Source organism: Infirmifilum lucidum (assembly GCF_014876775.1).
Classification (GTDB): Archaea; Thermoproteota; Thermoprotei; order Thermofilales; family Thermofilaceae; genus Thermofilum; species Thermofilum lucidum.
In genome coordinates, this window is the sequence record NZ_CP062310.1 from 553,843 (window position 1) to 574,436 (window position 20,594).

Consider the following 20,594-nt stretch of genomic DNA (forward strand, 5'->3'; position numbering starts at 1 on the left):
GGGCAATCGCGTAGTTGGGGCCTCAACTCCTGAGGGGCCTGAGTACCCAGCGCGTCTTGTCTTTCTCATCCATTAGTACTACACCGAGCTCGCCGAGCTTCGCCCTAATGTAATCGCTGAGCTCCCAGTTCCGCTGGCCCCGGAGGATGCTCCTTACTTCTACTAGGAGGTTGATTAGTTCGTCTACCGGCACGAGTTGTTGTGGTGGTTCGTGGAGGACGTCGTCGAGAACCCCGAGAACAGCATTAAACTCCTCCAAGAGCTTATATGCCTTAAGGACTGTAGTGTACGACGGGTTCGTCGAAATCTGCGAGTAGATCAGAGACACAAGCCTCATGACGGAAGCAAAGGCCGCACTCGCATTAAAGTCTTGATCCATGCTCTCGTAGAAGTCCCTCCTTATCCTCGACATCTCCTCCAGCACCATCAACTCGCTGTCTGTCAAGCGGCCAGTGGGCTCGGCTTCGCGGGATAGCCTGTAAACGAGTTGCGCCGCTCCGCGAAGCCTCTGGAGGTTAGCTTGAGCCTGCTGTAGGGCCTCGTCACTAAAACTCAGCACTGTCCTGTAGTGTGCACTTGCAAGCCACAGCCTGACGGCCAGGGGGTCGTACGTGTTGAACAAGTCCTTTAGGGGCACAATGTTCTTCAGGCTCTTACTCATCTTCTCCCCGCCTACCTGGAGCATCCCTGTGTGCATCCAGTACTTTACCCAGGGCCTCTCACCGAAAAGAGACTCGCTCTGAGCCCTTTCATTCTCGTGGTGTGGGAATATCAAGTCGGATCCTCCACCGTGTATGTCGAACCTGCTCCCAAGGTAGCGGGACGACATAACGCTACACTCTATGTGCCAGCCCGGCCTTCCAGGGCCCCAGGGCGACTCCCAGTAAGGCTCTCCGGGCTTCCGGGCCTTCCACAGCGCGAAGTCGTAGGGGTTCTTCTTCTCTGTGGCGAACTCTTCCTGGCTCCACATCCTCTTGTCCAGCCTTCCGCTGAGCCTGCCGTAGTCCTCGTACGTGCCGACATCGAAGTACACGCTGCCGCTCGGGGCTACGTATGCATGCCCCTTATCGATGAGTTTCTGTATGAAGTCTATTATCTCGCCTATGTGCTCGGTTACTCGTGGGTGCACGTCCACGAACACGCGGAGTTTCCTCAGGGAATCCACGTAGTCCCTAGTATACTCGTCCGCTATCTCCCTCCAATCCCTGCCTTCCTCCCTGGCTCTATTAATTATCTTGTCGTCGATGTCAGTAATGTTCTGGACGTGGACGACGTCGTACCCCCTAAGCCTCAAGTAGCGCTTAATCACGTCGAACGCGACGTACGTGCGGGCATGCCCAACATGGGAGAAGTCATAAACCGTCGGCCCGCACACATACATGAGAACTCTTCCAGGCGTCACTGGCTCGAATACTTCAATGCTCCTAGTCAACGTATTGTATACCTGTAACACAATACGCCTTCACCGCCTACTAGCGTCTCTTACCCATTCGTACTCCCTCTGTGCGGCTATATTTAAGCTTTCCCCCGTTTTACAGGAGAACAATTTAATACTTCTACCGTGTAGCCAGGGGTGTATGGAGTGTATAGAGTACGTAGAATCTTCTCGGCTGGGGTTGGAGGGATCCTACGTGGTTGTCAAGGACGCAGATCTCCCCGTGAAATTACCCGGGGAGTCCTACGAGGCTAAGAGCATTAACATCTTCGAGCTAGACAGCATCCACCGCGAGATAGATAATCAGCCACACACGGGCGTCGTAGGTCTGGGAGGGTTCAACGCCGTGAACGCGGCTAAGATGCTCTCAGTAAGGCGCTTGAAAAAGGGAGGGCTCAAGCAATCCCTCTTCGAGAACCCAAGCCCTTCTCGCCCGCTTGTGCTCATCCCGACGAAACCCTCTTTTTGCACAGACGTCACGCCGCTCACAGTAGTATACGACCCGAGCGTCCCCGTGTACAACCTCCAGTATATTAAGCCCCAAAAGGTGGTAATACCCCTCGACTTGTACAGTGCAGGCTTCGAGGCAGAGAGGAGCGTTCTAAGCATGCTGAACCCTAGCCTGGGTAGAGCTTCGGTTGAGGAGTACTTGGAGTTCTGCAGGGAGCGAGCACCAGTAGGGTTAAGCCCAGAGTTCATCCTCGCGCTGACAGTGTCGGCTCTAGTTGGTGTTAGCCTCGAAGACGCGCTCAGGACGGTTACAGCTCCTGCTGGTGCTGAAGCGGCCAGATTAGCTATGTGGAGAAAGCTCGACCACTTCGTCGAGCACTCGTGGTCGTTCTACAGGAGGTTCCTCGTCTACTGGGGCATAGAGTCGCGTAGCGAGCTCTACGACAGGTACTCTACGCTGTTCTCCTTATGAGCTTCAGGAATTGGCGGGTTCGCACTGTGGAGGGGTTCTCCAACACGGTTCTGGCGTCGCCCTCCTCGACTATCCTCCCGTCCTCCATTATTATAACGCGGTCAGCTATGTCCCGCGTGAAGTCGAGCTCGTGCGTGACTACGAGCATTGCTATGCCCCGTTTGGCAACCTCCCGTAGCGTGTCTAGGACTTCGGCCTTGAGCTCGGGGTCGAGCGCAGACGTGGGCTCGTCTAGTAGCAAGAGTATCGGATCCATGGCTAGTGCTCTAGCTATGGCCACGCGCTGTTGCTGGCCGCCGCTTAGCTGGAGCGGGTACTTCTCCTCGAGCCCTCTTAGCCCGAGCTGTGCTAGGATTTCCCGGGCCTTCTTCTCCGCATCCTCCCTGCTGTAGCCCTTCACTATTCTAAGGGGGAGGGTGATGTTATCTATAACCTTCATGTGGGGGAATAGGTTATAGCTCTGGAACACGAAGCCTGTTTTAGCTCTAGCAGCCCTAACGTCGACCTGGCCCGAGGTTATCTCTTCGCCGTCGAGGTATATCCTGCCGCGGGATGGCTTAACCAGGAGAACTGCCGTCTTCAGAAGCGTGCTTTTGCCACTCCCGCTGGGACCCATTATGACGACTTTCTCGCCACTATGCACTTTCAGGGAGACCCCCTTTACAACCTCTGTCCCCTCGTAGCCCGCCCAGACGTCGAGCATCTCTAGTACTACTTCCCCCATTTCAGGCACCCGTATAGCCGGGTATTCTGAGCTTCTTCTCGAGAATTCTCGAAGCATGGGAGAACGCGTAGCAGACCGCGAAGTACAGTACTGCTACGATAATGTAGGCCTCGAAGGCCCTGTACGTGTAGGCGGCAACGTACTGCCCGCGCCGAGTGAGTTCCACAATTCCTATGACAGCCGCCAGCGAGCTCTCCTTGACCACCGTGACGAACTCGTTAACAAGGGAGGGTATCGAGATCCTCAAGGCCTGCGGCAGGATAACATACCGGAAAACCTGAGACCCCGAGAACCCGAGTGATTCTGCCGCGAGGATCTGGCTATCCGGGATCCCTTTCACAGCCGACCTGAAGATCTCGGCCTGGTATGCTCCGCTGTTCAGTCCCAGCGCCAGCACGCTGGCCGTGAATGCGTCCAACTTGACGCCAATCGACGGGAGCCCGAAATATAGTACGAAGAGCTGGACGAGCAGGGGCGTCCCCCTTATAGGCTCGACGTATGCTCTAGCTACTGGTCGTAGGGGGGAGAGTGATAGGCTAAGCATGAACGCCCCGAGGACAAGCCCAATGGAGAACGATAATAGGGAGATTTCGAGCGTCGTGAGCAGGCCTGACGCTATGAACGGTGTGTATTCCAATAGGAATGTTGTAAAATCCACGCTCTGTACCCCCTGCACACAGAAAGGCTAAATTTAAAAATCTTGTTAAATAAACCCCTTTGATTTAACTGCCTCCAAGCCACTTCAGGGTCTCGTTCAGGAATATTTGATCCATCTCTCCGGAGTTTATGAGATCCTCTATTACCTTGTCTACTAAAATCTTCAAGTCACCGGCCCCCTTTGGTAGGGCTACAGCCGCCCCGGCAGTGGGCTTGCCCACTACGAATGCTATCTTAAATTCAGGGTACTTTGTGACGAGAGCAGCCGCTATCTTCTCGCCGATAATTATGGCGTCAACGTCGCCCCGCTGAAGAACCATGACCATGTCCGGGTAGACCTTGTCGTAAGTCTTTATCTCGGCCTTCCCCTTAAGGTTCTGGTTAGCGTAATCCTCCTGGATGGTGCCGAGCTGCACTCCAACCTTCTTGCCGTAGAGATCCTCCAGCTTGGAGATCTGGGCATTCTTCAGCGTCACTACTACACCCTTGCTCGCGAAGTAGTACGGGAAGGAGAAGTCCACGACTTTCTCTCGCTCAGAGGTCGGCGTAATGTCTGCTATGGCCATATCGATGTTCCCGTTTTTAACGGCCTCTATCAATGCCGAGAACTGCATGTCTTTGATCTCTAGCGAGACACCTAGGGCCTTGGCAATCCTCTTTGCAATCTCGATGTCTATCCCAGCGAAGTTTCCGTTCTTGTCTACGTACTCGAACGGAGGCCAGTCTGCTGATGTCCCTACTACCAGTTTTCCGCGAGCCTTTATCTTGTCGATATAGCTTGCCTGTTGCGTTGTAGCCCCATGCCATAGGGGGTATCCTAGCCCGATGCCGAGTAAAAGTCCTATGATGAAGACGGCGGCAAGTGCTATTTTGTTTATTTTATTTGCCTGGGTCTGCATAAGCATTTTTTGCTACACCCCCTTTAAAAACATTTTCATTTAGTAACTATTTTTCAATCTATTAAAATAATTGATATTTTAGCTTTTCCTAGAAAAGCATAAAAAGCCTTTCCAGTGCTAACCTCAGATGCCTAGAGATAATGTGGTAAAGTACGTCAAGCTAGCTCTGATCTCGAAGCCTTACATACTTGAGTCGATGAAGCTTGGCATCGTGAACTACTCTGCGCTGGCAAGGATGCTACACGGGGAGGTCGAGAGGCTCTCTGGTAGAAAACTCACGCAGACAGCAGTGAAGATGGCGGTGCTCAGGGCCTCGAAGGAGCTCATGGACGAGGGCGCTGGCGCCAGGAAGCTCGCCCTCGCGCTCGTCGGCAGCGAGATTAAGGTCGTAGACAACCTGTGCGTTCTATCGATAGACCCTGGGAAAACCTCCAGCGTTCTAAACTTGCTTCGAGAGACGTTGCCGAAGAACAGGTACCTCCAGCTCGTCCAGGGCGTTAGTGCTACGACTATAATCGGCGATGAGGAGTTTCTCGGAGAAATCTATAACTCCCTGGAGAGGAGAGACGTTAAGCAGTTCTTGAGAAGGCAGTCCGCGATCATATTGACCGGTTCCCCTGAGATACTCACGACGCCGGGTGTAGTCTCGGTGGTATCCATGGCTCTCTCAGTTAGGGGGATTAATCTGACGGAAGTTGTATCAAGCTATAGGGATCTTATATTTGTCCTAGGTTCCGACGAGGCCCCAAGGGCATACAATATAGTTAGAGACCTTGTCATAAGCTTGAAGTCTCTCCTTTAGGCCTAGGACTAGCCTTGAGAATCTCGGCTACTTTGTCTGCCAGGTCGAGCAGGCTACGCGAAGCCTCGCTCTCCGGGTATGCTAGGACGAACGGCACACCGTTTTCCACGGACTCGTTTATCCGGGGGTCTATCGGGATGTCTGCTAGGACTCTCACGCCCGTTTCCTCTACTAGGCGCGACGTGCCAGCCTGGCCGAAGATGTAGTGCCTGGTGCCGCAGACGGGGCAAGTGAAGTGGCTCATGTTATTGACGATGCCGAGTAGTGAGACGTTGAGCTGTTTGCAGAAGGTTATGGCCTTCTTAACAATTATTCTCGTGAGGTCGCTTGGTGTAGTTACGACGATAGCCCCGCTTAGATCCTTGATCAGCTGGGCAATCGTGAGGGGCTCGTCGCCTGTTCCAGGGGGCAGGTCTACGAGAAGGAAGTCGAGCGGGCTCCAAGCAACCATTGACAGTAGCTCGCGTATGAAACCGGTCTTGAGGGGGCCGCGCCAGATGAGGGCTGTTTCCTCGTCGGGTAGCATTAGATCCGCCGATACAACCCGAACACCCCCAACACCCACAATGGGCAGTAGACCGGCCGGCCCAGCGTACATCGCCTGGCCATGAACCCCGAACATTTTGGGTATTGACGGCCCGTGGACGTCGGCGTCGAGAACCCCCACCTCGAACCCCTTACTCGCTAGAGCCGCCGCCAGGTTAGCTGTTATAAAACTCTTCCCAACGCCTCCCTTCCCGCTGAGTACAATCAATTTGTATTTTATCTGGCTTAGCCTCTTCCTAGCTTGCTCCTCCTGCTCTCGAGCCTTCCTCAGAGCCTGTAACTTGAGCTCGCGCTCTTTCTCAGACGACACACCCTCTCGACGGGGTCGCAGAATATAAGTTTTCCCTCATTACCTTTACTTGTCCCGCCACCTCTGGAATCGCATACTCGCTACCCTTTGGCTCTTCCTGAAGCTGCAGCTGGAGTGACAGACAACCCAAGATCACCGTAGGAAGAGCGGGGCGCTATGCGGGCGGCACACGTCAGTAGAACACCATGAAGAGTGCCATTACAATCATCGCCCCCCATATAACTGCATTCCAGTCCAGAACCTTCTTCCCGTCAAGGGGGCCTATGGGGAGCAGGTTGAAGAAGGCTATCCAGCCGCTATAGTTTACGACTATCCTCGCAAAGGATCCTCCCGCAAACAGGCCGACTGTACCTAGGAGAATGTTCGTCGCAGGCCCTGCAGCTGAGATAATCCCGTTCTCCCTCCTGGTTATACCCGTACCCGTGTAAATGTAGACTGTTCCGGGCGCGATGAACTTTATCGGTATGAGCGGGATAGCGGATAAGAGCGTGATGAGAAAGAACTCCCACAGGATAGAGTACCTGGCCGGGTAGCCGTAGTACTGCGCCACGAATTTGTGTGCCAGCTCGTGGGGGACGTAGATAAGGAAGGCCAGCGTCAGTAGCCGTAGAATGTTTAGAGTGTTTAAGGCATAGAAGCACTGGCCGGCTAGAACTGCAAATACTGCTAACGTTGCAAGAGTCAACTCCTGAACCTCGCGCGGGTAGAAGGCTTCACGCGCCACGCTGTATGTCACTGCCTAAAGATTTCATATTCTTTTCTGTCCGACAAAACGCATGCGCAGAAAGAGTTAAGCCATTACGGGGAGAGACAGCATGAGAGAAGAATACGCTTGGAGAACTAGCGTTCCAGAGGTATTTTATACGGCTTGAGCTTCTCGATTTCTCCCAGCACTTTCCTTATGAAGGCTTCGACGTACGCCCAGCTTACACCCTTCTGGCTTAACAGCTCCCTCACATAGTTCTCGGTTTCCCTGTAACTCTTGAACTTCTCGTTCAACTCCCGCCAGGGGATTCCTTTAAGGGCCTTGGAAAGCTTGGAGTCAAATGGGAGCACTCCTTTGAGCATGAGAAACGCTATAGACGGGTAACCGAGATAACCGCGGTAGACGGAGCCGTTGTCGTCGGAAGCTATACCGAGCCCCCCGTCCCAGACAACCCTGTAGACCCTCTGGCCGTCAGACCCCGTTACGCGCGCCTCTCGCTCGCCCGTGAACTCTATCCTACCGTCCCCTATGCACCCGAGCGCCTCTAGAACCTTAACTCGCGGAGGCAACTTCCAGTACTCCACGTGAGTACTATGTCCGAACGTGTATTTTAAGGCTCCGCACGGATACGCGTCAGGGGGCTGGCCTGCCTAGCGGCATCAGGTACAGGGGGTCTTCGACGCCGGTTACCCTCGCGATGTTCTCGTCGTTAAACGCCCCTATGGCTACCGTGCCTAGGCCGTCGTGCGTAGCGTTTAAGTATATGTTCTGTCCCACTATTCCGCACTCTACCTCGGCCTCGTAGCCTCTGCCGGCTAGGATAATAACGGCTGGCGCTCTAAGCACGCTCGTCTGGCGTAGCGAGTGCCTCCACAGGTCTTCTGAGACGTCTCCCAGTTTCACTGGCTCAAGCTCACCGGTGCTTGTCTCGAAGTAGTAGACGCCCGGATCAAGCCCCTTAACGCTCTTAGTGAACACGTAGGTCTCTACTAGGTAGCTCCCGAAGATCTTGGGGTAGGGTCTCCCGCCCTCAATTACATCCCCGGTAGACCACTTGAGTAGCGTCAGTAACTGTTCCTCTGACAGGCCCTCCTTCTTAAACGTCCTTATGCTAGACCTTGAAGCTATGACCGCGTCTAGGGGGGCGCCACGCTCTACCAGGAACCCCTTGCAGTGGTCGCGGGCCTCTCGTACTTCTACCTCGGCTACTCTAGCCTCCCCGACAACGCCCTCAAGTCCTATGTTTACGACCCGGACATTATAGGCGAAGCCATGGCTCACCAGCGAGAGGAGTAGGTTCTGCAAGGCGTGGCCGATCTCCTGCCTCACGTACCTGTAGCCTCTCGAGCCGTAGAAGCTCGTAGTCCTCTCGCTCACGCTGTTTATGGCGAAGCCCTCGAAGCCCACGCTGGCGCCCTTTACAGGCTCAAGCACCGATCTACACGGCCTGTACCTGTAAACCCCGTAGTCAACGGGCAAGAGCTCATTCCTAGAGTACAGGTATACCTCTAGCGGGTAAGTGGCCCCCGCCGAGGGGACTGTCCTAAACCTGCCATCCCTGCACCCTTGCACATGGAACAGTATGCGTGCCACCCCCCTGACGTCACACGGAGAGCACTCCAGTGGAGTGTTGTTAGCTAGGCACCACAGGGCCTCCCTGAGTGAGGGACGATCCCGTACCTGAACTTTAGGCAAGCTATACATGTTAGTACTAGTATAGGAAAACATGTCAAACGAATAATATTTTTTGCTGAGGTGACTGGCCCAAACGCCCAGGCCCCCGGGAATGATCCCCTTCCCTTGCTCCCTGGAGCACGGCTCGCGGAACCGTGTTGAGCTGAGAGCCTAACAAACTATATTTTCACCGAGATCTAAGGATAGGTGTGAAGCTCTACCTGGCCACGTCTAACAGGCACAAAGTGGAAGAAGTTGCCCTTGCCCTCGCCCGGTACGGCGTCGAGGTCGTGGCAGTCAGGGCGGAGAAGCTGGAGATCCAGTCGAGAAGCCTCGAGGAGATAGCCCTGACGGCGGCGAAGAACCTCCGCGAGATGGACGCCCCCGTGGCAGTCGAGGACGCCGGACTCTTCATCCACGCGCTGAAGGGTTTCCCGGGCCCCTACAGCCACTACGTCTACGACACCATAGGGATACCGGGCGTGCTGAAGCTCCTCGAAGGCGTGGAAGACCGCAGGGCAGTCTTCGTCTCCGTGATCGCCGTCAAGACTCCCGACGGCAGAGTGGAGGCGTTTAGGGGCGAGGTAGAGGGGAACATAACCCGCGAGCCTCGCGGCACCAGGGGGTTCGGCTTCGACCCGATTTTCCAGCCCCTAGGCGCCGACAAAACTTTCGCCGAAATGAGCGTGAATGAGAAGAACGAGTACTCCCACAGGGCCAGGGCAGCGAGAGCCCTGGCAGAGTGGCTAATGAAAAACTTTCAGGCCACTAGTAGGATAGAATGAAGATGTTCTAGTGCACTGTGTGTAGAGAATAAATACCCCTTGTGCAGGTTATTGCAGGGGCCGCTGAGGGGGCGGCAACCTCACCCGGGGTAGCGGGAAAAGAAGCGCCGCCACTCCTGCGGCCCCCTCTTGCACTGGAAAGATTATGGAGGGACTACCGATGGGGTGTACTTCTCCAGGAACATGGGTGTATAGACGTACGCGTTTAGCCACCCATCAGTGCCTGTTCTCCCAAGCCAGCCTGTCCCGGTCAAGTTATAAGCGAAAATCACTGTCTGGTAATTCAGAGTCAAGCCTTCATTGATTTCAACGCTTTGATCCCACCTAGCGATTTGAAAGTCAGCACTGCATAGAGGTATGTAGCCGCACATGAACGATGAAGTGGCTTTTTGTCCATATACTCTCTTATACCAGTAGTCAAGTGCTTTTTTGTTGAATATTATCGCCTTCCCAGACTGGCTACCCCACTGGGAGATCAGTATCCCGGGGTAATATCCAGTAAACGTCTGCCGCTGGGTGGATGCAACAGGAGTGCCATCGGTCGAGTTTTCAGGGTATTTTCCTGGGTATGTGAGGTATGCAAAGTACCCGAAGGTTGTGCCCCAGTCTGGAATATTGGGTTGTGACACACCTGAGACTTGGACTGCCCAGTACCCGTAGCCCTCCTTATCCCCGTTCCAGTAGATATACGTTATCATTGGGAGGTAGTTTGTACCGTTAGTTATCTCCACTAGCGTTATTATGTGGTAGTAGTCGCTCCTGAGGAGCCCCTCTGTTATGCCACCTTTCTTCGTTAGGTCATATATATTTGCGACCAATGTTGTATTTAGGAGTGCGAATATTCTTATCGGCGCAGGATAGCCGTACCTAAGGTACCTGTAAAATATGCTCCAGATCCCGTAGGGGCGGTAGCTAGCCAGGTACCATATCTGACCGCCGCATTCAATGTTCGTCCCGAAGCCGTGTATGTTTACAGGGCCGTAGACTGTTTTGCCGTCTGGGCTACGTAGGTTGATTGCTGCAATTCCCCAGTAGTGGAGGTGGTAGTCTGGGTCGAAGGTGGGGGTACAGGGGTTCGTGCTTGGGGTTATAGCCTCAAAGCCCCGTGCAACTTTGTGCTCCATATCGAGGAACTCCAGGTCAAATAAGGGGTGCATTACGTCCTTGTACCTCGGGTCTCTGTCGGGCCCAACGTATCTTATCCTTGTTGTAAAGTTTACAGGGTTTGCGTCGAGGTCATCGTCCCACCAGAGCAGGACGAACTGTTGTCGTATGTCACGCCCAGGGAAGGAGATCTGGAAGACTAGCGTTGTGTTGAAGCGCGTCCCGGCGAAGAAGTCCATCTGGGGGTCTGAGAGACCGACTGGTAACCGGATGCTGAGCCCGTGCCAGTTGAGAACTGTCCAGTTCTCGTACTGTACCGGTATAAGCGTTAGGCTGCCAAGTGTCCCGTCTCGGGTAGCGTTGACCCTTATTTGCTTCATGGGCATGAGCGGGAAGGGTGGTAACCTTACGCTCTGGACGGGTAGTTTCTGGCCGAGCCAGTACATGGAGAGGTTGGAGGTGAGTTCAAGGGTGTAAACCTCGAATGGAGTTTCTAATGGCTTGGAGATACTGGAGCTAGTGGAGCTGCTTTTGAAGTAGTAGTAGAGCGTGTCCGGAGTGTTCTTCTGTACTCTGAAGCCAATGTAGTTGTATGTCGAGGCTTCAACAAGTATGCCTCTCTCGTCGGAGACCACTACCATGACGGGAATATACTGCTCTCCAGTTACGGGGTCTTGTAACTCTTCAACGTAGGGCTCGAACGTTATAGTATAGTTGCCCATGCCGTCGTAGCGGACATCTCTTATCACCGCCCTGAGCCATCTCCCAGTATAAACGTTGCCGGCTCTTTCAGGGTAGTATATCTCGACCCATCCTTTCGCGAGGAGGTTCCCGTAGTACTCCCCCCGGTCGAACAAGACGTTTATTGTGATAGAGACATTTCCAGGTGAGGTATCCGACGGAAGACTGTATCTTACGGGTGTCCTGTATACCCTAACTGTCAGGCCTGCGAAGACGTCTGACTCCCAGTTGTAGAGCCCTAGTGCTGTGAGGTTAATCTTTAGCTTTGCATAGGTATAGGAGCCGGATGACGGCAAGTACCAGTAGCCTTTCATCAAGTTGTAGACTGCGCGGGATCTGTTGAGGTACTTGGAGACGTCGAGCCTTTCTATACTGTAAGATATCTGTATCCCGTATTCTGCATATGCTTTTGTGACTGCCTGCCTCCAGTACTCCAAGAAAGACTTTGCCACCATTCTGGCAACCGTAAAGTTGTGCCTGTTGTAGTAGCTCATCCCCAGACTACTGAACCGTTCCATCAAGTCAGAGAAGCGAGTATAATTAAAGTAGGCCCTCGTTGCTACTGCGAGCATAGCAGCCAGGGCTCTCTGGAAGTCACCCGTGACCGAGGCTACAATCTCCCTGGCTACAGGCGACCTCATCTTAAGGAAAATCGTGTGTACATGGTAGACCATGAGGAGGACAGAAATGACGTAAAGTGCTATCAGGAGTATCGCTGTGACGACTATCTGGGCTCTTCTCTTCATTCTGTCACCCCGCGAACCCCAGTGTTAAAACTATGTAAATTACCATGCCTCTAACCTTGTCTGGATCACTAGTAGCGACATAAGTGTAGGTTACAGACTCCGACTCGTACAACTGTATTCTTGAGAAGTCAGAGTTCGCTACAGAGCCTAGTTTTACGAAACTAGTTGCCCCAGAGGCGGGGTTAAAGTCAACCCTGTATATGGTCATATTGAAGACAAGCTCTGGTGGCAGGCTAGAAGACACGAGGAGGCGGAGATCGTCTATCCAGCCCTTGTTACCCGGGTTTGTAATCGCCCTACCTACAGTTCTCTCGTATACTCCGGCAGTTGCCATGTCGTTCAACAGATTATAGGCAAGCCTCCTCAAGTCGGTAGTCTCGCGGATGTAAGTGCTCTTCAACGGTCGGGTAAAAGCCATGACCATGAGTATGACTGCCACAACCATGAAAGTAGCCAGTACAGCCTCTACTATTCTGACTTGCCCTCTTCTCCTCATCGCTAGCCCTCGACACTCCTCCACAGGGTTATCTGTACAACATATGGGTAGTTGTATATGGTAACAAACCTTGTTAGAGTTACAGAGTTCGCTGGCTGTGCACCCCTAGCACCATAGGAAATGTCTATATCAGGTATCCTGTTTATGACAACCCCTACGGGCTTACCTCGCCACTGTGCGAATACGAACACATGCGACGAGAGCTTCTCCACATACTGGATACGGCCTATGACGTACCGGCCTGGGCTTGAAGGAAGCACTTTGCCTGCTACCTGCTGGCACCATATTGGGTCGCTGGGCTGACTCCTACACCACGTTATCCCCGTGATGTTTAACAGCCCCTCGTACTGGGGGACGAGCTGAACTACCTCGTCCTTGAATATCACTGCACCGCTCTTCTTTGGAACCCACGTTACGTTAAGGTCTCTTGAGAGTATTATTGCGTCGCCTATTATATAGCCCTGGAGAGGTGCACTGCCTTCGGCGAGCGAGGTGTAGCCGTAGACTGCAACGAAGCCATGCCATACTGTGTGGATAACTACGAAGGAGAAAAACCACTTATTCACTTTCTGGGTGCTGAGGTACTGCTGTACTACGTTGGTGAAGTCGAGGATCGTCTCTCCAAGTGCGCCTGTAACGTTACTCTTAGTGAAAATCTTCTTCTCCTCAAGTTGTGGTCCCGTCCCGCCAGCCCCAGGGTCAACTTTCACTATCACGTAGATGCCTGTGACGTTAGCATTTGGCAACCCAAGTCCGTACCAGTTAGCTACCCTGACTCTGAATTTTACTGCGAAGTTTTGGCTGCTGCCCTTCGGCTGGTACCAGTCTAACGGCTGGATGTCGTGGACTATCATGGGTTTCATTACGAGCCTGAATCCGTATGTCCCCCTGAGGCCTAGAAGGTCCGCAAGCCTGCTCGAGTTGAGTAGGAGCGGGTTGGGGAGCGTTGAGAGGTTTGCAAGCCTCATTACTTTATCGGGGTCGACTATATAGGGTGCTCTCGTCCCGTTTAGGGCTAGGCCGAAGTCCTGCATGTCGTCTGCTGACACCGTGATGTTGGTGCCCCAGTCTGCCGGGTAGCCGGGTGTTAGGAGTATTTTATCCATTATCCTCTGTGCTACTGTGTATAGTTGCTCTTCCCTGACTGTTACCACCGTTCCGAGTGAGGCAGACATCATCTGATTGGCCGCGATCACAAGTACTATAATTAGGAGCCCTACCGTAATGTACTCTAGAACAGTCTCCAATACCTACCCCCTAAGGTTTTCCATGTCTGTTTCCAAAATATTAAGGTTTCCTGGTTCTATTCGATTAAAAGCCGGGGGTTAGAGTAGTGGCTACGGTACAGCAGCGAACCCAATATAGATATATCCGCTTTTCCTGTAGGCTACTAGTACGGGCTTATAGCCTTGGGGTAGCGGCAGCATTATCTTGGAGGCAACTTTCAACCATGGCGCTACTTGGAATTCTCCCGGCGTGGCGTGGACGGGGTTTGAGCCAAAGTTTGGGGTAACAACTATCCTGACCTGCCGGTATATCTGGAGGCTAGCATTGACGAGTAGCTTGTTCTCAGCTACATCAGTGACCTGTAGTGTATACGGCTGTCCTCCTATATCTTTGGGCACATTGAGAAGCATTACCGTATAGTCGCCTCCTCCCAGAGTGTGAATTGAGACAAGCTCCACGATTTCTCTTGCACAGCTCTCCGCTATTTCAGAGAGCATTGTGTTCATTGTCTCCATGTTGTAGACGAAGGCTACAAAGGAGAACATTACGACTAGTATAAGTGCTACCGCGAGGAGTGTTGTCGTCCCTACGAGGTGGGAAATTATAGGCGTCGGCATGGCAATCAACTTGTAGTAACGGTTACTTCAGCTATTTTTACCACCACGACTGAGCCGTCTGCTTGCGGGCCTCTGAGCGTTGAACTCTGGCTGTACCCGTCGTAGACGACGTTTACCGTTACGCTTGGGCCTTGTAACCTGTACTCGAGTAGCGTCGAGTTCGTGTTGCGGAATATTACTGGTATCGTGCCCGAGCCTCCGAGCTGGCCGAGCTTTAGGCGTATCACGTGTACGGTGTAGAAGTTGTACCTCTTGACGGCGCCGCCCTCTGTCACGTTTATCGCGCCGTTGTAGAAAGCCCTAACGCGGTACGTCTCCAGGTAGGCGCAGGCAGCGCCGCGGAAGTCCTCGTAGACGAGGACTATGGGCTCGCCGGGGGCTACGATGAGCTTCCCAACTTCTCCGTTGAAGTCGCCCGACTCTGGCACTATTAGTTGCCTTGTGGTCGTGACAAGGTTCCCGCCGCACACGACTATACGTCCGGGCCTGAAAGGCGTAATCTGGTATGTAGTCTTGTTATCAGTTATGGTAATGGACAGGTTGTCCCGGGAGTACTCGAAGTTTATCCTGGTGCTAATCAGGGAGAAGCGTATGTACCTCGAGCCGCCCGTGCCCAGTGCGACCTGCTCTAGGGCTGTCGCCGCGTACGCTAGGTTGTCCTTGGCGTACTGGTACTCCATCATCTGCCTGTTGAGGTCGATTAGAGACGTAGAGTAGTAGAGGGCTACGGCCACTATGGTGAGCATGATACCCGTCATTATAGTCACAGCTATGACCGGCGATATTGCCTTCCTGAGGTACATACTCTACCTATTAATCTCGGCTCCCCGATATAAGCTTGAGTCTTTCTACTCTACCGGCAAATCCGGGGTCGAGGTATGCCCTGAATAGACACGCCTTGCAGACAGGCTTCGAGGAGGGCTCGCCACAGACACGGCACTTCTGCGCCCCCTCTGGGGCTTCTGGGAGTTTCTTCCGCGAAAGCTCCTTGACTGCGAGGATCCTGTACTTGAAGCCGGGGGCCTCGTCCTCCACAGCGTTTATCCAGCGGCGTATCGGGTGCCTGAGGGCGTAGACAATGTACGGGCACTCCACGAACGGAGTGTGTATGCCTCTCAGTAGAGTGTATGTCAGTACTTCTTTCTCTGTAATGAAGTAGAGTGGCTTAATCCTCGGGACAAGCCCTTCTCCAACTGTTGCCGAGGCTATCCCCTCGCGCTCGATGCCCTCCATATGGGCCTTGAGAGCGTTCATGACGAATACCTGCACCTCGTCGTCCAGGTTGTGGCCTGTGGCTAGCTTGGTGGCTCCCAGCTCGCGCGCGAGCTTGTTTATTATGTACCTCCTGAACACGCCGCATACACTACACGGCTTATACTCCATGCCCTTCTCCTTTAGCCTCTTGACTGCCTCGTCAAGCGTTATTCCAAAGTAGTCTTCAAACCTCCCGACATATATTCTGACGCCTAGCTCTTCAGCAAGGGCCGAGAGGGCCTGGAGCTTGTACTCCCTGTAGCCGGCAATCCCCTCGTCAACTGCCACGCCGAAGACCTCGAAGCCCATCCTCCCGGAGAACTTCCTGAGGAGGTATAGCGTCGTCAGGCTGTCCTTTCCGCCGCTAACAGCAACCGCCACCCTGTCCCCCGGCGCTACAAGCTTGAAACTCCTGAGGGTCTCGTACACTCTCCTCTCGAAGTACTCGATGAAATGCTCCTTGCAGAGGTACTCGCCCAAGTACGGGACGTACGCCACAGCCTTCGAGCCACACACGAAGCACTTCGCCGTCCTACCCACCCGAGACGACAGAGTGGATCTTTACGCGAGAACCCGGCTTCAGGGGCTCGTCCTCTGTCACGACTTCCCCGTCCACTGCGACAACTACCTCGCTTGCGCGCAGGCCCAGCCGGGACAAGAGGTCTCTCACTGTATACCCCTCTCCAACACAGGCCTCAAACACTTCACGCCCAAACACCTCCACATGTACCTTGAAACCATTGCACTCCAGCCTGTCGCCCATGAGTAGTCTAGGGTACTCCCTCCTCTCAAGGCTAAAAACCTTTCACTACACCAGGGGCGAGCGCCGGTTCTCCGGGCTAGCGCAAAGGTTAAAGATGGCTGCATCTGGCTTGTTTCCAGGTGTCGGAGCTTGTCGAGCGTATTCCAGGATCCTACCGTTGTTACAGTTAATGTTGGAAAGAACGGCCTCAGCGAAAGGGTTCTCGAAGAGATAGATAACGCTCTGAAGTCACGCGGTGTGGTGAAGGTAAGGCTCCTCAAGAACTTCCGCGAGACCTACGGGTACACTAGAGAGGACGTAGCAGTAATCCTGTCACAGCGGCTAGGCGCCGAAGTTATTGGCATAAGGGGCAACGTCATAGCACTGAGGAGGAAGAAGAGCAGGGCTTAGCCCCGACTCCTAGAGCTCTAGCGGGGCCCTGCTAGCTACTCTCAGGTACTTTATGAGCCCGAAGTCGTACACGCCGGCTTCCAGGTCGATAGCGTAGGCCCTGAAGCTATCGATGTCGGCTTCGCGTAGTATCGGTGACAGGAGGCTCCTCTCAACGTTTACCTCTGTTCCAGGCATCAGGGGGCTCAGTGCCGGCAGGACTATGACTCTTTTACCCATGTATGAGCCCTCGAGTAGGGCTTTTATCTTCAGCCTAGCTCCCACCTCATCCCGTAGCGCGATAGCCGGGTGCTCGTGCCCCAGTATGATGGTCTCAACGTTCTCCGCAAAGCCCTCGACTGGGAGTGGTTTGTGGCCGTGGAAGAAGAGCACCCCCTCCTCCATTAGGTAGGGGTCTCGCAGGGGCACATCCATTTTCTTCAGGAGCGCAACCAGGTAGTTGTCGTGGTTCCCCCTCACGACCTCCACCTCCATCTTCAGACTATCTTTCACGAGGCCCAGTAGCTCGCTCGTCTCCCGCCACTCCTGCCTCGTAACATCCCCAAACTCGTGCTTGACGTCGCCGAGTAGAATGAGTCTGGAGGCCCCTGTCTCTCTCACCATGCTCTCAATGACGCCCCTGATCTCCTGGCTCTGGAAGGGAGGTACATACAAGCCTTCTTCTGCAAGTGCTTCCTCGTAGCCTATGTGAAGATCCGCCACTACTAGTGCGTCGAGTCTGGCTAGATAGAGACCTAGCCCGACTATTTCAACGCCTTTAGAGAGCTTGAGTGCAGGTAGCACTCCTAGTCCCTAAGTTATAGAGCCGGCCCTCAAATTTATATTACGGTGGAGGACTTGATAAGCGATGAGCGAGGGAAAGACGTCCCGCATACCCGAATTTTACAAGAAGAGCCTCGAGGAGAGGCTGCGGATAGTCGCAGAGTTCGCCGGCCTCACAGAGGAGGAAGCCAAGCTCTTGAGGAACTTTGGCAACCTAGACCCAAAGATCGCTGATTCAATGATCGAGAACGTTATCGGGGCCATGAGCTACCCATTCGCCGTGGCCGTCAACTTCTTGATCAACGGGAAAGACTACATCGTGCCCATGGTGATCGAAGAGGCGAGCGTCGTCGCGGCGGCCAGCAACGCTGCGAGAGTGATGAGGAGGGATGGTGGCATCAAGTCTATCGCGACTGGCCCGGTAATGATAGGGCAAATCCAAGTAATCGGCCTCAAGGATCCCTGGTACAAGCGCATGCTCGTACTCGAGCACAAGGACGAGATAATACAAAGAGCTAACGAAGCCGACCCCGTTCTCGTGAAGCTGGGCGGAGGGGCCAAGGACGTAGAAGCCAGGGTAGTGGAGGGGCCGACAGGGCCTATGTTGATTGTCCACCTAATCGTCGACGTGAGGGATGCCATGGGGGCAAACGCCGTGAACACGATGGCCGAGAGAGTCGCACCTCTAATTGAGAGGATCACGGGAGGGAGAGTGCTCCTCAGGATAATATCGAACTTGGCCGACAAGAGGCTCGTCAGGAGCTACGTCAAGGTCTACAAGGACGATATTGGGGGAGAGGAGGTTGTAGATGCCATCGTAAATGCTTGGGCGTTTGCGGCGGCAGACCCCTACAGGGCCGCAACGCACAACAAGGGTATTATGAACGGGGTGATAGCTGTCGCCCTCGCAACCGCGCAGGACCACAGAGCAATAGAGGCTGGAGCACATGCATACGCCGCCAGGAATGGCAGGTACGAGCCCCTCTCCAGGTGGGAGAAGGACGCCGACGGCAACCTCGTGGGTAGCCTCGAGATGCCAATGGCAGTCGGCATAATCGGCGGTGCTACTAAAGTGCACCCCGTAGCCAGGATCGCCTTGAAAATACTAGGCGTTAAAACAGCCATAGAGCTCGCCGAAGTCATGGGGGCAGTAGGCCTCGCGCAGAACTTTGCAGCCCTGAGGGCCCTAGCCACTGAGGGAATTCAACGGGGGCACATGAGGCTACATGCAAGGAACCTAGCCATAATGGCCGGAGCTACGGGAGACCTCATCGATAAGGTCGTAGAGATAATGGTGAGTGAGGGCAAGATAAACTTCGCCTACGCACAGGAACTAGTGGCGAAGCTATCCAAGGAGGGGGAAGCTGACAAAAAGTAAATTTATTCTTTCCGCAGTTTGCCCAACTCCTCAGTCAAGCTCAAATAGTACCTATTGAGAACCTCGTCTGAGAGAAGGCTACCTCTAACCCTCCCGTCAGCGAGCAAGACTAAGACGTCCTTTTCACCTTGAGGCTTGTCCGTGCCGCGCACCCTCTCCTCTGTCCTCACTAAGCCCCTCGATGCCAGATCCTTTAGGGCTTTCTTGACGTCGCTGGTGCTTGGAGCGGCCCGTTCTCCGAGGTACAGCCTCTCGATAGATGAGGGTATCTCGGACAGCCAAAGCGAGCCTCCGAAGACCACGAGAGCCCTCAATACGTCCAGCTTGAGCCTCGAGGCCTCATCCGACTCCAATTTGAGTTGCTCGACGTACTCAGCCATGATCCCTACGTTTTTATGGCAGCTATTTATTTAGCGTTGTGGTTACTTTTCGATCAAAAGCCGAGGAGCTGTGGCTCGCCGTTTTCCTAGCCTATTTTTCCATGGCAAATGCCGGGCTAGTGCTGGCCGGCTATGCCCTCCTGCTACTCTACAGCGCCGCAGTGGTCATCCCCAGACTCAGAGACCCCCCGAGAGTTTCCCGCGCCGACTCGGTCTTGCTCGTGCTACTCGGCGTGCTCCCCCATGTGCTCCTACTCGCGTCCCGTGTGGGGAGCGCACACAGCCTCCACGCATACTTGTTTGCCTGTGCATCGGCCGTCATTGAGGAAATATTCTATAGAGGCTTCCTCCTCCAACGTATTGGGCTCCCCCTTCAGGCACTTGTTTTCATGTACTCGCACATCTCTGCGACTGATCCTGTATTCCTCGTGTACTCCTCCCTGCTTGCGCCCCACTACTTCCTAATAGGCCTCGCGGCAGGGCTCCTGGCAGAGAGGATGGGGTTCGAGGGGTCGTCTGTTTTCCACTCTGTGTACAATGTTGTTGCTAGTAGCTACTACTTGAGGCTCGATATACCCACTTTATCTGCTATCATTGCATCAGACTTACTGCTCCTGGCGCTCATAATGGTTTATCTAAAACTTCCATCTTTTAAAATAGATTTTCTACAAGTATGATTTCATCAAGAAAAATTGATAAGTCATTATATCCTACAACTCCAGTGCACAGAACCCAGAAGCTTGCCATTACTGCTCTAATGGCGTCACTAGCGCTGGCGTTCTCGATACTCAAGCTCGAGGCACCCTACCCGGTTCTACCATACCTCAAATTCGACCTGGCCGAAGTACCTGCAACTTTCGCCTACTTCATGTGCGGCCTCTCGTGCGGCCTGCTGGCCGAGGCGCTACACTTTGCCGGTCTAGTCGCTAGGGGCTCAGAGCCGCTAGGAGCTTTTATGAAGTTCCTGGCGGTCTCCTCGATGCTCGTTGGCTCTAGTGTCGTGAAAGCTGTCTCGAAGAACATTGTGCTAGAGTTTCTGGGGGCGTCTACCACGCGGGTAGCCGTAATGACTATTATAAACTGGGTCTACTTTACACTACTCTACCCTGGCTTTCTCAGTTATGCCGTCAAGATGGCCGGCGGCCTAATCCTAGTCTACGTCTACACAGCCGTGTTTAACCTCGTACACACAGTGTTCAGCCTCGGAGTAGCGTACGCCGTCTACCGCGAGGTTGAGAGGAGAATAGAGATTTGATCCGCTTGGAGAAGCCGACTC

General features: G+C 53.8%; 24 protein-coding genes. 7 read left to right on the forward strand and 17 right to left on the reverse strand.

Features of this window, described 5'->3' with window-relative positions; translation table 11 throughout:
* Positions 1-22: 22 nt before the first annotated feature.
* Positions 23-1,453, reverse strand: coding sequence for a cysteine--tRNA ligase (gene cysS / locus IG193_RS03060; RefSeq protein WP_192819427.1), 1,431 nt, complete (start codon positions 1,451-1,453; stop codon positions 23-25).
* 124 nt (positions 1,454-1,577) lie between these two features.
* Between cysS and IG193_RS03065 the strand changes: the two genes are divergently transcribed.
* The gene (locus tag IG193_RS03065; RefSeq protein ID WP_192819428.1) at positions 1,578-2,357 is read left to right on the forward strand and encodes an iron-containing alcohol dehydrogenase; all 780 of its coding nucleotides are present in this window, start codon (positions 1,578-1,580) and stop codon (positions 2,355-2,357) included.
* On the opposite strand, the gene IG193_RS03070 is transcribed toward IG193_RS03065, so the two are convergent.
* From IG193_RS03070 to IG193_RS03080, 3 genes are read right to left on the reverse strand one after another with little or no spacing between them, the layout of a single operon-like run.
* Positions 2,338-3,081 (reverse strand): amino acid ABC transporter ATP-binding protein, encoded by a 744-nt coding sequence (locus IG193_RS03070; protein WP_192819429.1) that lies wholly within the window; start codon positions 3,079-3,081, stop codon positions 2,338-2,340. The two genes, IG193_RS03065 and IG193_RS03070, sit on opposite strands and share 20 nt — an antisense overlap.
* A gap of 1 nt (position 3,082) precedes the next feature.
* Positions 3,083-3,757: an amino acid ABC transporter permease gene (locus tag IG193_RS03075; protein WP_225876114.1), complete on the reverse strand. Its 675-nt coding sequence runs from the start codon at positions 3,755-3,757 to the stop codon at positions 3,083-3,085.
* 46 nt (positions 3,758-3,803) lie between these two features.
* Positions 3,804-4,637 carry a transporter substrate-binding domain-containing protein gene (locus tag IG193_RS03080; protein ID WP_192819430.1) on the reverse strand — a complete coding sequence of 278 codons (834 nt, stop codon included), beginning with the start codon at positions 4,635-4,637 and terminating at the stop codon, positions 3,804-3,806.
* Between the two features lie 127 nt (positions 4,638-4,764).
* Between IG193_RS03080 and IG193_RS03085 the strand changes: the two genes are divergently transcribed.
* Complete coding sequence (locus IG193_RS03085) at positions 4,765-5,439, forward strand: ACT domain-containing protein (RefSeq protein ID WP_192819431.1); 675 nt, start codon at positions 4,765-4,767, stop codon at positions 5,437-5,439.
* Here the strand turns inward: IG193_RS03085 and IG193_RS03090 are convergent.
* The 4 genes from IG193_RS03090 to IG193_RS03105 all read right to left on the reverse strand — a co-directional run bounded on the left by IG193_RS03090 (position 5,414) and on the right by IG193_RS03105 (position 8,705).
* A complete protein-coding gene (locus IG193_RS03090) occupies positions 5,414-6,295 on the reverse strand; it encodes an Mrp/NBP35 family ATP-binding protein (RefSeq protein ID WP_192819432.1) in 882 nt (293 codons plus the stop codon). The genes IG193_RS03085 and IG193_RS03090 overlap by 26 nt on opposite strands.
* A gap of 172 nt (positions 6,296-6,467) precedes the next feature.
* The gene (locus tag IG193_RS03095) at positions 6,468-7,019 is read right to left on the reverse strand and encodes a zinc metalloprotease (RefSeq protein ID WP_192819433.1); all 552 of its coding nucleotides are present in this window, start codon (positions 7,017-7,019) and stop codon (positions 6,468-6,470) included.
* A gap of 116 nt (positions 7,020-7,135) precedes the next feature.
* Entirely contained in the window at positions 7,136-7,585 is a 450-nt protein-coding gene (locus tag IG193_RS03100) for a hypothetical protein (RefSeq protein ID WP_192819434.1), read from the reverse strand.
* A 49-nt stretch (positions 7,586-7,634) separates the two neighbouring features.
* Positions 7,635-8,705: a SagB/ThcOx family dehydrogenase gene (locus tag IG193_RS03105; RefSeq protein ID WP_192819435.1), complete on the reverse strand. Its 1,071-nt coding sequence runs from the start codon at positions 8,703-8,705 to the stop codon at positions 7,635-7,637.
* A 179-nt stretch (positions 8,706-8,884) separates the two neighbouring features.
* Between IG193_RS03105 and IG193_RS03110 the strand changes: the two genes are divergently transcribed.
* A complete protein-coding gene (locus IG193_RS03110) occupies positions 8,885-9,460 on the forward strand; it encodes an XTP/dITP diphosphatase (RefSeq protein ID WP_192819436.1) in 576 nt (191 codons plus the stop codon).
* 143 nt (positions 9,461-9,603) lie between these two features.
* Here IG193_RS03110 and IG193_RS03115 read toward each other — a convergent pair whose 3' ends face one another.
* The 7 genes from IG193_RS03115 to IG193_RS03145 all read right to left on the reverse strand — a co-directional run bounded on the left by IG193_RS03115 (position 9,604) and on the right by IG193_RS03145 (position 16,408).
* Complete coding sequence (locus tag IG193_RS03115; protein ID WP_192819437.1) at positions 9,604-12,051, reverse strand: hypothetical protein; 2,448 nt, start codon at positions 12,049-12,051, stop codon at positions 9,604-9,606.
* 4 nt (positions 12,052-12,055) lie between these two features.
* A complete protein-coding gene (locus tag IG193_RS03120; RefSeq protein WP_192819438.1) occupies positions 12,056-12,571 on the reverse strand; it encodes a hypothetical protein in 516 nt (171 codons plus the stop codon).
* Positions 12,550-13,794: a hypothetical protein gene (locus tag IG193_RS03125; protein WP_192819439.1), complete on the reverse strand. Its 1,245-nt coding sequence runs from the start codon at positions 13,792-13,794 to the stop codon at positions 12,550-12,552. Before IG193_RS03125 ends, IG193_RS03120 begins: the two co-directional genes overlap by 22 nt.
* 90 nt (positions 13,795-13,884) lie before the next feature.
* A complete protein-coding gene (locus tag IG193_RS03130; protein WP_192819440.1) occupies positions 13,885-14,391 on the reverse strand; it encodes a hypothetical protein in 507 nt (168 codons plus the stop codon).
* A gap of 5 nt (positions 14,392-14,396) precedes the next feature.
* The gene (locus IG193_RS03135; protein WP_192819441.1) at positions 14,397-15,194 is read right to left on the reverse strand and encodes a hypothetical protein; all 798 of its coding nucleotides are present in this window, start codon (positions 15,192-15,194) and stop codon (positions 14,397-14,399) included.
* Positions 15,195-15,204: 10 nt separating this feature from the next.
* Positions 15,205-16,185 carry a TIGR00269 family protein gene (locus IG193_RS03140; protein ID WP_192819442.1) on the reverse strand — a complete coding sequence of 327 codons (981 nt, stop codon included), beginning with the start codon at positions 16,183-16,185 and terminating at the stop codon, positions 15,205-15,207.
* Positions 16,178-16,408, reverse strand: coding sequence for a MoaD/ThiS family protein (locus IG193_RS03145; RefSeq protein WP_192819443.1), 231 nt, complete (start codon positions 16,406-16,408; stop codon positions 16,178-16,180). The genes IG193_RS03140 and IG193_RS03145 overlap by 8 nt, the downstream gene beginning before the upstream one ends.
* A gap of 129 nt (positions 16,409-16,537) precedes the next feature.
* On the opposite strand from IG193_RS03145, the gene IG193_RS03150 reads away from it, so the two are divergent.
* Positions 16,538-16,798, forward strand: coding sequence for a YhbY family RNA-binding protein (locus IG193_RS03150; protein WP_192819444.1), 261 nt, complete (start codon positions 16,538-16,540; stop codon positions 16,796-16,798).
* Positions 16,799-16,807: 9 nt separating this feature from the next.
* Here IG193_RS03150 and IG193_RS03155 read toward each other — a convergent pair whose 3' ends face one another.
* Complete coding sequence (locus tag IG193_RS03155; protein WP_192819445.1) at positions 16,808-17,581, reverse strand: metallophosphoesterase; 774 nt, start codon at positions 17,579-17,581, stop codon at positions 16,808-16,810.
* Between the two features lie 64 nt (positions 17,582-17,645).
* Between IG193_RS03155 and IG193_RS03160 the strand changes: the two genes are divergently transcribed.
* A complete protein-coding gene (locus tag IG193_RS03160; RefSeq protein WP_192819446.1) occupies positions 17,646-18,938 on the forward strand; it encodes a hydroxymethylglutaryl-CoA reductase, degradative in 1,293 nt (430 codons plus the stop codon).
* Positions 18,939-18,940: 2 nt separating this feature from the next.
* On the opposite strand, the gene IG193_RS03165 is transcribed toward IG193_RS03160, so the two are convergent.
* Positions 18,941-19,318, reverse strand: coding sequence for a hypothetical protein (locus tag IG193_RS03165; protein WP_192819447.1), 378 nt, complete (start codon positions 19,316-19,318; stop codon positions 18,941-18,943).
* 38 nt (positions 19,319-19,356) lie between these two features.
* On the opposite strand from IG193_RS03165, the gene IG193_RS03170 reads away from it, so the two are divergent.
* Together IG193_RS03170 and IG193_RS03175 are read left to right on the forward strand one after the other, a co-directional pair.
* On the forward strand, positions 19,357-19,995 hold the full coding sequence (locus IG193_RS03170) for a CPBP family intramembrane metalloprotease (RefSeq protein WP_192819448.1): 639 nt from the start codon (positions 19,357-19,359) through the stop codon (positions 19,993-19,995).
* Positions 19,992-20,573 (forward strand): ECF transporter S component, encoded by a 582-nt coding sequence (locus IG193_RS03175; RefSeq protein ID WP_192819449.1) that lies wholly within the window; start codon positions 19,992-19,994, stop codon positions 20,571-20,573. The genes IG193_RS03170 and IG193_RS03175 overlap by 4 nt, the downstream gene beginning before the upstream one ends.
* Positions 20,574-20,594: the final 21 nt, after the last annotated feature.

Coding starts and splice junctions, on each gene's coding strand:
- IG193_RS03065 (WP_192819428.1), top strand. CDS start 1,578: ATGGAGTGTATAGAGTACGTAGAATCTTCTCGGCTGGGGTTGGAGGGA.
- IG193_RS03070 (WP_192819429.1), bottom strand. CDS start 3,081: ATGGGGGAAGTAGTACTAGAGATGCTCGACGTCTGGGCGGGCTACGAG.
- IG193_RS03080 (WP_192819430.1), bottom strand. CDS start 4,637: ATGCAGACCCAGGCAAATAAAATAAACAAAATAGCACTTGCCGCCGTC.
- IG193_RS03085 (WP_192819431.1), top strand. CDS start 4,765: ATGCCTAGAGATAATGTGGTAAAGTACGTCAAGCTAGCTCTGATCTCG.
- IG193_RS03105 (WP_192819435.1), bottom strand. CDS start 8,705: ATGTATAGCTTGCCTAAAGTTCAGGTACGGGATCGTCCCTCACTCAGG.
- IG193_RS03115 (WP_192819437.1), bottom strand. CDS start 12,051: ATGAAGAGAAGAGCCCAGATAGTCGTCACAGCGATACTCCTGATAGCA.
- IG193_RS03130 (WP_192819440.1), bottom strand. CDS start 14,391: ATGCCGACGCCTATAATTTCCCACCTCGTAGGGACGACAACACTCCTC.
- IG193_RS03135 (WP_192819441.1), bottom strand. CDS start 15,194: ATGTACCTCAGGAAGGCAATATCGCCGGTCATAGCTGTGACTATAATG.
- IG193_RS03145 (WP_192819443.1), bottom strand. CDS start 16,408: ATGGGCGACAGGCTGGAGTGCAATGGTTTCAAGGTACATGTGGAGGTG.
- IG193_RS03160 (WP_192819446.1), top strand. CDS start 17,646: ATGAGCGAGGGAAAGACGTCCCGCATACCCGAATTTTACAAGAAGAGC.
- IG193_RS03165 (WP_192819447.1), bottom strand. CDS start 19,318: ATGGCTGAGTACGTCGAGCAACTCAAATTGGAGTCGGATGAGGCCTCG.
- IG193_RS03175 (WP_192819449.1), top strand. CDS start 19,992: ATGATTTCATCAAGAAAAATTGATAAGTCATTATATCCTACAACTCCA.